The organism is Burkholderia sp. MSHR3999 (assembly GCF_000833595.1).
Lineage (GTDB): Bacteria > Pseudomonadota > Gammaproteobacteria > Burkholderiales > Burkholderiaceae > Burkholderia > Burkholderia ubonensis.
In genome coordinates this window covers 1,336,427-1,348,213 of the sequence record NZ_JRFO01000007.1, presented here as the reverse complement: position 1 = coordinate 1,348,213, position 11,787 = coordinate 1,336,427, and the positions used below count along the sequence as shown (strand labels likewise).

8 protein-coding genes and 1 pseudogene are annotated in these 11,787 nt (G+C 69.1%); 5 read left to right on the top strand and 4 right to left on the bottom strand.

Translation table 11 applies throughout. The features are described 5' to 3' along the window. Positions 1-76: 76 nt before the first annotated feature. Positions 77-166, bottom strand: a complete 90-nt coding sequence (locus tag KY49_RS39380) for a T6SS effector amidase Tae4 family protein (protein ID WP_256247097.1) — start codon at positions 164-166, stop codon at positions 77-79. Between the two features lie 403 nt (positions 167-569). Here KY49_RS39380 and KY49_RS29475 point away from each other — a divergent pair, with 403 nt between their 5' ends. From KY49_RS29475 to otsA, 4 genes and pseudogenes are all read left to right on the top strand, one after another. Beyond that, positions 570-2,600: a TonB-dependent receptor gene (locus tag KY49_RS29475; protein WP_042587877.1), complete on the top strand. Its 2,031-nt coding sequence runs from the start codon at positions 570-572 to the stop codon at positions 2,598-2,600. An 11-nt stretch (positions 2,601-2,611) separates the two neighbouring features. Then, positions 2,612-2,824 (top strand): annotated as a pseudogene (locus KY49_RS36465) (methyl-accepting chemotaxis protein); the annotation flags it as partial. 301 nt (positions 2,825-3,125) lie between these two features. Next, the gene (locus KY49_RS29470) at positions 3,126-4,910 is read left to right on the top strand and encodes an adenosylcobalamin-dependent ribonucleoside-diphosphate reductase (protein ID WP_042587876.1); all 1,785 of its coding nucleotides are present in this window, start codon (positions 3,126-3,128) and stop codon (positions 4,908-4,910) included. A 209-nt stretch (positions 4,911-5,119) separates the two neighbouring features. Then, entirely contained in the window at positions 5,120-6,526 is a 1,407-nt protein-coding gene (gene otsA, locus KY49_RS29465) for an alpha,alpha-trehalose-phosphate synthase (UDP-forming) (protein ID WP_042587875.1), read from the top strand. A gap of 31 nt (positions 6,527-6,557) precedes the next feature. Here otsA and KY49_RS29460 read toward each other — a convergent pair whose 3' ends face one another. From KY49_RS29460 to KY49_RS29450, 3 genes are all read right to left on the bottom strand, one after another. Next, the gene (locus KY49_RS29460) at positions 6,558-7,025 is read right to left on the bottom strand and encodes an OsmC family protein (RefSeq protein WP_042587874.1); all 468 of its coding nucleotides are present in this window, start codon (positions 7,023-7,025) and stop codon (positions 6,558-6,560) included. A gap of 108 nt (positions 7,026-7,133) precedes the next feature. Beyond that, positions 7,134-9,101 carry an ATP-dependent zinc metalloprotease FtsH gene (gene ftsH, locus KY49_RS29455; protein WP_042587873.1) on the bottom strand — a complete coding sequence of 656 codons (1,968 nt, stop codon included), beginning with the start codon at positions 9,099-9,101 and terminating at the stop codon, positions 7,134-7,136. A 40-nt stretch (positions 9,102-9,141) separates the two neighbouring features. Then, positions 9,142-9,651, bottom strand: coding sequence for a BCAM0308 family protein (locus KY49_RS29450; protein ID WP_042587872.1), 510 nt, complete (start codon positions 9,649-9,651; stop codon positions 9,142-9,144). A 361-nt stretch (positions 9,652-10,012) separates the two neighbouring features. Between KY49_RS29450 and KY49_RS29445 the strand changes: the two genes are divergently transcribed. Beyond that, entirely contained in the window at positions 10,013-11,677 is a 1,665-nt protein-coding gene (locus KY49_RS29445; RefSeq protein ID WP_042588829.1) for an acid phosphatase, read from the top strand. The last annotated feature ends 110 nt before the right edge of the window (positions 11,678-11,787 follow it).

The window sequence follows — 11,787 nt, the reverse complement described above, 5'->3', positions numbered from 1 at the left end:
GTGCTGCCGGCGACGCATTGTCTTGCCGACAAGTGCGCCCGGGGTTAATGACAAGCCGCTTGACCAGGCTATCGAGTTAGGCTTTGCCGTCGAACAGCGTGGCATGTCCCTGGGCATCGTCCCAGCCGGAAACCTCAAACAAAACGATGCCTTTCTTGCTGGCGATGGCGGCAATTCAACGGCCATATTTCAAGATTGGAATATCTCAATTTTAAGGTCGTGCCGGTTTACTGAGCGGACTTGTCACCAATCAACGTTTCCAAGGAAAAAGGAATCCGCGTGTCCCGCCGGTCCTGCGTCGCGGCGTCGCGTGGCCTCAAGCGCGATCAGACGAACACGCCGGGTTGTCGTTTTGCGATGATATAACGTATCATCACGACCGCTTGACGTACCGCCTCGAGATCAGCCGGGGCGCCCAAAGCGTGCTTCTACGGGGGTACTGCGCGCAGCAAATGCAACAATATATCGTTGCTGCGCGATGTCCCCGTTTGACTCCCCTTCGACAAGATTCATCGACCATGCGCGACCACCCTCGTCACCCGCTTCGCCCACTCTCCCCGCTTTCCCTGATGCTGCTCGCCGGCTTGGCCCACGGCCAGGCCGATACGCGGCCCGCAGCGCCCGGCCAGTCCGGCGATCGCCCGCTCGCGCCGATCTTCGTGACCGCGAACCCGCTCGGCGATGCGCAACTGATCGCGCCGACCGCCCAACTGTCGGGCGACGCGCTGACGCGCCGTCAGGCCGATTCGCTCGGCGAGACGCTGAACGGCCTGCCCGGCGTATCGACGACGACCTACGGCCCGATGGTCGGCCGCCCGATCATCCGCGGCATGGACGGCGACCGGATCCGGCTGCTGCAGAACGGCGTCGCCGCCTACGACGCGTCGTCGCTGTCGTACGACCACGCGGTGCCGCAGGACCCGCTGACGATCGAGCGCGTCGAGATCGTGCGCGGCCCGGCCGCGCTGCTGTATGGCGGCAACGCGGTCGGCGGCGTGGTCAACACGATCGACAACCGCATCCCGCGCGACGCGATCGAAGGCGTGACGGGCGCGGTCGATGCGCGCTACGGCGGCGCGAACACGGTGCGCGCGGGCGCCGCGCAGGTCGAGGGCGGCAATGGCCGCTTCGCGTTCCACGTCGATGCGTTCGATCGCGAGACGAGCAAGCTGCGGATTCCCGGCTACGCGCGCAGCGACGCACAGCGCGCGCTCGACGATCCGGACCGGCCGCAGCCATACGGCAACGTGCCGAACAGCGACGGCCGCGTGCACGGCGGCTCGGTCGGCGCGTCGTACACGTGGGCGGACGGCTTCACCGGGCTGTCGTACAGCGGCTACGAATCGAACTACGGCTCGGTCGCCGCAGACGACGTGCGCCTGAAGATGCGCCAGGAGCGCCTCGCGCTCGCGTCCGAAGTGCGCAACCTGAGCGGGCCGTTCTCGCAGCTGAAGTTCGATTTCGCATACACCGACTACCGGCACAAGGAGGTCGACCACGGCGAAACCGCGACGATGTTCCGCAATCGCGGCTACGAGGCGCGCATCGAGGCCCGCCACCGCAAGATCGGCCCGTTCGAGGGCGCGCTCGGCGTGCAGTTCGGCCAGAACCGCTTCTCCGCGCTCGGCGACGAAACGCTCGTGCCGAGCACGCGCACGACGAGCGTCGCGCTGTTCGGGCTCGAGGAATGGAAGGTGTCGGACGCGCTGAAGCTGAGCGTCGGCGGCCGCTACGAGCACGTCAAGCTGCAGCCCGACCCGGCCGGCGCCGAGAAATTCGCCGGCGCGCAGCCGCGCGACGTCAACGCGGGCAGCGTGTCCGCCGGCGCGCTGTTCTCGCTGACGCCGGTGTGGTCGGTCGCGGCGAACGTCGCGTACACCGAGCGCGCGCCGACGTTCTACGAGCTGTATTCGAACGGCCCGCACGACGCGACCGGCCAGTTCCTGATCGGCAACCCGAATGCATCGAAGGAAAAGGCGGTGTCGACCGACCTGTCGCTGCGCTACGCGAGCGGGCCGAACCGCGGCAGCGTCGGCGTGTTCTACAACCGTTTCTCGAACTACCTGACCGAGTTCAATACGGGCCGCATCGTCGACAGCGACGGCGACCCGGTCGCGCCGGGCACGGACGGCGCGCTGTCCGAGGCGGTCTACCGCGGCGTGCGCGCCGAGTTCTACGGCGTCGAGCTCGACGGCAAGTGGCGCGCGTTCGCGCGGCGCGGCCACACGGTCGACCTCGAGCTGACCGCCGACTATACGCATGCGCGCAACGTCGACACCGGCCAGCCGCTGCCGCGCATCGCACCGCTGCGCACGACGCTCGCGGCCGACTACGGCTACGGGCCGTTCGGCGCGCGCGCGCAGGTCACGCATGCGTGGTCGCAGCATCGCGTGCCGGACAACGACCTGCCGACCGCCGGCTACACGTCGCTCGGCGTGATGCTGACCTACAAGTTCCGCGTCGGCGCGACGCGCTGGCTCGCGTATCTGCGCGGCGACAACCTGACGAACCAGGACATCCGCTACGCGAGCTCGGTGGTGCGCGACTTTGCGCCGGAAGGCGGCCGCAGCGTGATGGCCGGCTTGCGGACGACGTTCTGACGTCACGGCCCGCGGCCGCTTCCGCCGAGCAGGGCCGCGGGATCGAGCAGGTCAGCGTCGCGATCACGCAGATGGATCAGACGACGCAGCAGAACGCGGCGCTCGGGGCGCAGGGACACGAGCTGAGCGAGACGGTCGCCGCGTTTCGGCTGCCGGCCGGCGAGCGGGCGCCGTCGAGCGCCAGTCCGGATGCAGCCGGCGCTTGGCGTGCGCTTGCTGCGTGACGAGGTTCGCGATGATTGGCGCGCGCGGCTTGCATGCATGCCGCGCGCCCGTCACGCCACGTCGGACGAACGCGTGTCGCAAGGAGAATCGTTCTGCACGCGACGTACACGTAAACGCGTAAACGCGCATGCGTGGAAGCCTCGCGTTTCGCGAACCCCTTGCGCATGGACTGTCACGCGCCCTTTCGCCGTTCATATCGCACTGCCGGCATTCGTCCTACCGTGGACGAATTGCGTTTGATCAAAATCAATCTCCGCGCGCTTCATAAAGTGTCCTCATTGCCGGAACGAAAGCGCCGCCATGGTCGAACAACCGCTGTCCGCCGCCGTGCTCGCCGATCGCTATGCGCGCGCCGGCGAGACGACGCGCGCGGCGATTTTCCGGCGGGTCGCGCATGCGCTCGCGCTCGCCGAGCCGATGGCGTCGCGCGCGCGCGTCGAGCAGCTGTTCTATCGCAACATGCAGCGCGGCGCGATCGGCGCCGGACGCATCATGGCCAACGCGGGCACCGGCGCGGAAGGGACGATGGTCAACTGCTTCGTGCATCCGGTCGCGATGCCCGGCGTCGCCTCGCTCGCCGCCGTGCACGCGGCGCTCGCGCAGGCGCTCGACGAGGCGCGCATCACGCTGCTGATGGGCGGCGGCGTCGGCTACGATTTTTCCCCGCTGCCGCCGGCCACGGCCTATGAGCGGCGCGGCGCCGACACGCCGGACGTCTGCGCGGCGATCGACCGCTTCGACATCGTGTGCCGCGCGCTGCCTTACGCGGGCCCGCGTCGCGGCGCGCAGATGGCGGTCCTGCGCTGCGATCATCCCGACATCGTCGAATTCGTCGAAGCAAAGCATGGCCGGCGGCGCTGGCCGACCTTCAGCCTCGCGGTGGGCGTGACCGACGCCTTCATGGAAGCGGTCGCCGGCAACCTGCCGTGGACGTTGCGGCACCGCGTGCCGCCCTGCTCGCCCGACTGCACGCAGACCGCGCTGCCGGACGGCAGCTGGACCTACGCGACGGTGCCCGCGCGTGCGCTGTGGCATGTGATCGTCAACGAAGCGCGCGACAGCTCCGAGCCGCGGCTGCTGTTTCTCGACACGATCGACGCGGCCGATTCGCTGCGCGCGCGCGAGCGCATCGATGCGACGGACCCATGCAGCGAGCAGCCCTTGCCCGCGTACGGCAGCAGCGTGCTCGGGCCGATCGACCTGTCCCGGTTCGTGCGCCATCCGTTCGGCGTCGACGGCAAGCCGCAATTCGATTTCGTGGCATTCGCCGACGCGGTGCGCGTGCAGGTGCGCATGCTCGACAACGCGATCGACCTGACCGTGTGGCCGCTCGCCGCGCATGCGCGCGAAGCGCATGAGAAACGGCGCATCGGCGTCGGCGTGACGGGGCTCGCCGATGCGCTGACGATGCTGCGTCTGCGCTACGACTGCGGCGCCGCGCGCATGGTCGCGCGCGAGATCGCGCTGACGATGCGTCACCACGCGTTTTCCGCGTCGGCGTCGCTGGCGGCCGAGCGCGGCGTGTTTCCCGCGTACGACGCCGCCGACTATCTCGACGGCGCCGCGCATCGCGCGCCGCTGCCGGTCACCGTGCGCGAGACGATCGCGCGTCACGGGCTGCGCAACAGCCACCTGATGTCGTTCGCGCCGGCGGGCAGCGTGAGCGTCGCGTTCGGCGACAACTGCTCGCACGGCATCGAGCCCGCGATCGACTGGGTCGAGCGCCGCGAAGTGCGCACCGGCGACAACCACCTGCATGCGATTCGTGCGGAGAATCACGCGTACCGGCTGTTTCGTCAGCTGCATGGCGAGCACGCGCCGCTGCCCGATTATTTCGTGAAGGCGGCGGACATCGCGCCGGCCGATCACGTGTCGATGCTCGCCGCGCTGCAGCCCTGCGTCGACGCGGCGATCTCGAAAACGGTCAACGTCGATCGGCGCTGCTCGCTCGCGCAAATCGACGCGCTGTTCTTCGCCGCGTGGCGCGAGCGCCTGAAAAGCATCAGGATCTTCCGCCCCGATCCGACGTTCCCGTCAGTGTTCCCCGGCGGCGCGTTCGGGCAGACGGATGCGCATCCGTGCTGACGCGGCGCGCCGCACCGGCGTACATGCAGACTTTTAAAACCGATGAATGCCGAGTATCCTAAAAAAAGCACCTCCGGCCGGGCGACGAGTCGCATCCCTCGACACCAGCTCGGCCGACGCGGCCCCATCGCGCGCATCGAGCCGATGGCGGCGGTTGTCGCGCGCCGTGGCCGCACAGGCACGTTCCCCATCATTCGTCAGGAGAGCTGGTGAGCCGTCTCGTCGTCGTTTCCAATCGCATCGCAGATCCACGTAAAGCCGCTGCAGGCGGCCTCGCCGTCGCAGTGCGCGACAGCCTGCAGGAAACCGGCGGCGTATGGTTCGGCTGGAGCGGCCGGTTGCGCGGCGAGGACGACCATCCCGGCCGCGGCGACGACGTGCAGATCCAGAACGTCGGCGGCATTCAGCTCGCGACGATCGACCTCGATCCGCAAGACTACGACGCGTACTACCTCGGCTATTCGAACAACGTGCTGTGGCCGGTGTTTCACTACCGGCTCGACCTCGCGCAATTCGACCGACGTTTCGCGGACGGCTATCGCCGCGTCAACCAGCTCTTTGCGCGCAAGCTCCACCCGCTGCTGCGCCCCGACGACGTCGTGTGGGTGCACGACTATCAGCTGATTCCGCTCGCGGCCGAACTGCGCGCGATCGGCTGCACGAACCCGATCGGCTTCTTCCTGCACATTCCGATGCCGCCGCCGCCGATCATGGCGGCGATCCCGGAGCACGAGTGGCTGATGCGCTCGCTGTTCGCGTACGACCTCGTCGGCTTCCAGACGGAAAGCGACCTGCTGCACTTCGAGCACTACGTCGAGGCGGAAGCCGGCGCGGCGCGCCTGCCCGACGGCCGGCTGCGCGCGTTCGGCCGCACGTTGTCGGCGGGCGCGTTTCCGATCGGCATCAACGTCGACGAATTCGCGTCGCTCGCGGGCGACCGCGACGGCATCGCGATGTTCGAACGGATGCGCGACGAGTATTCGCGCCGCCAGCTGCTCGTCGGCGTCGACCGCCTCGATTACACGAAGGGCCTGCCGCAGCGCGTGCACGCGTTCCGCCAACTGCTCGAGCAGTATCCGGAGAACCGCAATCGCGCGACGCTGATCCAGATCGCCGCGCCCAGCCGCGAGGATCTCGGCGCCTACGACGACCTGCGGCGCGAGATGGACAGCCTGTGCGGCGCGATCAACGGCGACTACGGCGAGCTCGAATGGATGCCGATGCGCTACATCCATCGCACGGTCGCGCGCCGGCGGCTGCCGGGCCTCTATCGCGCGAGCCGCGTCGCGCTCGTCACGCCGCTGCGCGACGGGATGAATCTCGTCGCGAAGGAATTCCTCGCCGCGCAGGACGGCACCGATCCGGGCGTGCTCGTGCTGTCGCGCTTCGCGGGCGCGGCCGAGCAGCTGAAGGAAGCGCTGCTCGTCAATCCGTACGACACGCAAGGCACCGCGCAGGCGATCCAGCGCGCGCTCACGATGTCGATCGACGAGCGCCGGCAGCGCCACGCGGCGCTGATGGCGACCGTGCGCAAGTATGACGTGCACTGGTGGCGCACGCGCTTTCTCGACGCGCTCGCCGATGCGTCGGAGGTCGCCGCCGCGGCCCAGCCGTGATGCGACCGCATGCCGTGCGGCATGTCCGGCGTTACAGGCTCGTCTGCACGTCCGCGAGCACCGCGCCGTTCACGTCGCACACGTCCACCGAGACCGGAATGCCCGCGCGCACGCTTTCCGTGACGACGCAATACGCATCGAACTGCTCGAGCGCGCGCGACGCCTGCGCGAGATCGGCCCACGCCTTGCCGATCGTCAACTGCACCGCCATCGAGCCGACCCGCACGCGCCCGGTTTCGTTCTGCACCATGTCGACGTCGATATGCGCGGCGACCGGCTGCGGATCGATGCGTTGTTTCTCCAGCGCGAACAGCAGGCTCGCCGCGAGACAATGCGCGACCGACGCCGCCAGCAGGCGCACCGGGTTCGGCCCGCTGCCGAGGCCGAGCGGCGGCGGCTCGTCGGTCAGCATCACGGGCAGGTCCGTGCCGGTAAACCGGACCTCGAAATGGAAGCGTTCGCGTTGCGCGACGTCGACCGACACACGCTCTTCGCTCATGGCGACTCCGTCGAAATCGTAAGGATCGGCGCGCCGCTCGCGCCGGATGCCGACGAGCGCCCTGACGGGCGATCAGCGCATTCCGGCGTCGGACCGGCGCGCCGACCGTCAATGATCGGGTTTATGCGGCGCGCCGTACGTCATGAAATCGTGCACGTCGGCGGTCGCGTCACCGGGGCCGTTCGCGGCGCCCGGTTCCGCTTCGGCGCCGGGCGCCGCGCGCGGCGGCGTGGCGTCGGGCGGCGCGATCAGCGCCTGCAGCGCGTCGCGTTCGAGGACTTCGCATTCGAGCAGGCGCCGCGCGATCCGCTCGAGCGCGTCGCGATGCTCGGCGAGCGTCGCGGCGACCCGCGCGTGCGCGTCGGCGAGCAGCGCGCGCACTTCGTCGTCGATCAACTGCGCGGTGTGCTCGCTGCAGCGCCCTTCGCCGGCGTTCCACGCGCCGGGCAGGCCCGCGCGCGGCGCGCCGTCGTCGAACGTCGCGAGGCCGATGCTCTCGCTCATCCCGTATTGCATGACCATGTGGCGCACCATCGCGGTCGCGCGTTCGAGATCGTTCTGCGCGCCCGTCGACACGTCGCCGAACACCAGCTCCTCGGCGACCCGCCCGCCGAGCAGCGCATCGAGCCGGTCGAGCAGCTCGCTCTTGCGCAGCACGTAGCGGTCCTCGGTCGGCACCTGCTGCGTATAGCCGAGCGCCGCGACGCCGCGCGGGATGATCGACACTTTCTTCACCGGGTCGCAATGCGTGCGGCATTGCGCGACGAGCGCATGCCCGGCCTCGTGATAGGCGATCGTCACCTTTTCCTGCTCGTTCATCACGCGGCTCTTGCGCTCCATGCCGGTCATCGCGCGATCGATCGCCTCGTCGAAATCGATCATCTCGATCTCCGGCTTGCCGTGCTCCGCCGCGTGCAGCGCGGCCTCGTTGACCACGTTCGCGAGATCCGCGCCGACGAAGCCCGGCGTGCGCGACGCCAGCTCGGCGAGATCGACGCCGGCCGCGAGCTTCACGCGCTTCACGTGCACGCCGAGGATCTGCCTGCGGCCGTTGAGATCGGGCCGGTCGATCGCGATGTGCCGATCGAAGCGGCCCGGGCGCAGCAATGCGGGATCGAGGATTTCGGGCCGGTTGGTCGCGGCCATGATGATCACGCCGGAATTGGCCTGGAAGCCGTCCATCTCGACGAGCAGCTGGTTCAGCGTCTGTTCGCGCTCGTCGTTGCCGGACATCATGCCGACGCCGCGCACCTTGCCGAGCGCGTCGAGCTCGTCGACGAACACGATGCACGGCGCCTTCTGCTGCGCCTGCTCGAACAAGTCGCGCACGCGCGCCGCGCCGACGCCGACGAACATCTCGACGAACGCCGAGCCGCTGATCGAGAAGAACGGCACCGCCGCCTCGCCGGCGACCGCGCGCGCGAGCAGCGTCTTGCCGGTGCCCGGCGCGCCGACGATCAGCACGCCCTTCGGGATCTTGCCGCCGAGCCGCTGGTAGCGCTCCGGGTTGCGCAGGAACGCGACGAGCTGCTGCAGCTCGGCCTTCGCCTCGTCGATGCCCGCGATGTCGTCGAACGTGATGCCGGTCGCCTGCTGCATGTACACGCGCGCCTGGCTCTTGCCCATGCCGCTGAAGTCCTGCAGCCCGCCCCGCCGTCGCAGCATCATGTTCCAGATGAACACGAAGCCGATCAGCGGCAGCACCCACGACGCGAGCGCCGCGAGCCAGCTCGTGTCCGGCGTGCCGTGATAGCGGATGCCGGCGGCGCTCAGCGTGTCGACCAGGTGTTCGTCGGTGACGCGGTTGGTCGAGAAGCGCCACGGCGCGCCGGCCTCCTTCACGACGGACGTCTCGGAAGCCGGCAGCATCGCGCCGGCCTCGGGCATCTTCAGCGTGCCCGAGATCGACGCCTGGCCGATCTCGAGATCGTCGACGAGCCGCGCGGCGACGAGCCGATGGAAGTCGCTGTACGCGATCGGCGTCGACGTCGGGTGCAGCATCAGCAGCTGCACCGCGAACAGGATGAAGAATCCGATCGCGATCAGCAGGCCGGGATAGTCGAATTTCTTGTCCATGGCATCGAGCCGGCCGCGCGTGCGCGGCGTGTCGCTTCTCCTACGCGTCCGCGCGCATCCATTCGGCCCGCAGCATGCCTTCGCCGTCCGGGTAATGCAGCGTCAGCTTGCCGTGGTGGGCGCGCAGCATGGCCTTGCCCAGGCGCCGCAGCAGGTGCACGCCGGTGGTGCGGACCGTCAGCGACGCATCGCCGTCGTCGATTTCCATGATCCGCTCGAGCGGATGCTGGCGGGTTTCGTCATCCGCCTGATGATTGAGGAGCGCGAGAATGTCCGCGCGGCGAGGGTTCAGGTACGCGCCGCTCAGGATCAGTTCGCCGGCCGGCGCATGGTCCTCGGTGCGCTTGCAGGCCGGGCACTGCTGCGCCTTCGCGTCGACGGGCGCGTCGTGCCAGGTCCAGCGGCCGTCGTCGTAGGATGCGCCGCACGTGGTGCAACGGGTCGCGGTCTTGAGCCGCTTCGGCGCGTGATAGCTGTCGTCGGTATGCGCGGGCGGCCGCTGGTCGTGCCGCATCGCCGACTGTCCGGGAGTGGAGTTCGAGTGGTTCATCGTCGCCTCGTTTCGTCAAATGAATGGGCGCTTGCGCGTTCGCGCGACCCTGCACCGGCCGGCGATCGCGCGCCCTTGACCGACTCTGTCGCGCCGCATGCCGCGGTTTCGTCTGCGCGGCCGGCGATGCCGGTCCGCAATTGCATGCAGCTCGTAAATCCAGTCTAGTTCGCGGTCGCCGGTCACGCGAACGCGGGCGCCGCGGCGCGATTCGTCGGACCTGACCTTTCAACTCCGACCCTCGCCGCGTTATAGTCGCGTTCGTGACAGTTTTGTGACAATGCGGCGCGCCGCGGCGGTTCCGGCGCGCAGCCGTGCATCGAATGACAACATCCATCCGCCCATCCGAGGAGCACACGACGTGAACGACACCCCCGCCCGGCCCGACGGCCTTCCCGACGATCCCGACCGCCGCCGCGTGCTCGGCGGCATCGCCGCGCTCGGTGCGAGCGTCGCCGGCGTTGCGCTGACCGGCTGCGAAACCTCGCCGCCGCGCTCGGCCGCCGATCTCCGGCTCGACGACGCGCTGCGCCACCACGTGCGCAACATCGTCGTGATCTACGCGGAAAACCGCAGCTTCGCGAACCTGTACGGCGATTTCCCCGGCGTGCAGCATCCGCTCGCCGCGGTGCCGCCCGCGCAGGCACGCCAGTTCGACCGCGACGGCAAGACCCCGCTGCCGGTCCTGCCGAAGATCTGGGGCGGCCTCGTGCCGCAGGCGCAGGAAGTCGACGGCACGCGCTACATGATCGCCGAGCAGGACATCCAGAAGCTGCCCAACGCGCCGTTCCTGATCCGCGACGCGCACGGCAAGCCGCTGCCGAACGGCGTGATCACGCGCGACCTGTGGCACCGCTTCTACCAGAACCAGATGCAGATCAACGCGGGCCGCAACGACCAGTTCGTCGCGTGGGCCGATTCTGGCGGCCTCGTGATGGGGCATTACCGCAATTCGGCCGACACGCTGCGGCTGTGGAATCTCGCGCAGCAGTACACGCTGTGCGACAACTTCTTCATGGCTGCGTTCGGCGGCTCTTGGCTCAACCACATGTACCTGATCGGCGCGCAGCCGCCGCTGTATCCGGATGCGCACAAGCATCCGCAGGCCGCGAAGCTGCTGTCGGCAGTCGAAGGCGACGACCCGACCGGCACGCGCCTGAAGCTGGCCGCCGATTCGCCGGCGTCCGCGCTCGACGGCCCGCCGAAGTTCGCGCGCGACGGCGCGCTGACGCCCGACGGCTACGGCGTGAACACGATGGCGCCGCCGTACCAGCCGAGCTACGTGCCGCCGCCCGCGGACGGCAACGCCGCGTATGCCGATCCGGACGACCATCGCGTGCTGCCGCCGCAGGGCTACGCGACGATCGGCGACCGCCTGTCTGACAAGGGCATCGACTGGGCGTGGTACAGCGGCGCATGGCAGTACGCGCTCGAGCACCGCGACACCGGCGACGTGCCCGACTTCCAGTATCACCACCAGCCGTTCAACTATTTCGTCAAGTACGCGCCGGGCACCGAAGCGCGCCGCCGGCATCTGCGCGACGCGGGCCTCGGCGACGAGCCATCGACCAACCGCCTGCTCGCGGACATCGATGCGGGCCGCCTGCCCGCGGTCACGTTCTACAAGCCGCAGGGCAACCTGAACATGCATGCGGGCTACGCGGACATCGCGTCGGGCGACCGGCACATCGCGACCGTGATCGAGCACATCCGGCGCGGCCCGCAGTGGGCGAACACGGTGATCATCATGACGCACGACGAGAACGGCGGCTGGTGGGACCCGGTCGCGCCGCCGCTCGGCGACCGCTGGGGGCCGGGCTCGCGGATTCCGGCGCTGGTGATCGCGCCGTTCGCGAAGAAAGGCTACGTCGACCATACGCTGTACGACACGAACTCGATCCTGCGCTTCATCAGCCGGGTACACGGGCTCGCGCCGCTCGACGGCGTGGTTGCGCGCAACCAGGCGTTCGCCGCGCGCGGCCAGACGCCGCCGGGGGATCTGACGAACGCGCTCGATCTCGGTTGACGCGCGTGCGCTGACCGCGCGCGCAAAAAAATCCCGCGTCGGCACCGGTGGCCGACGCGGGACCTTGTCCGCGATTGCGCCGAACGAGCCGGCGCGATGCGCGATGCGCT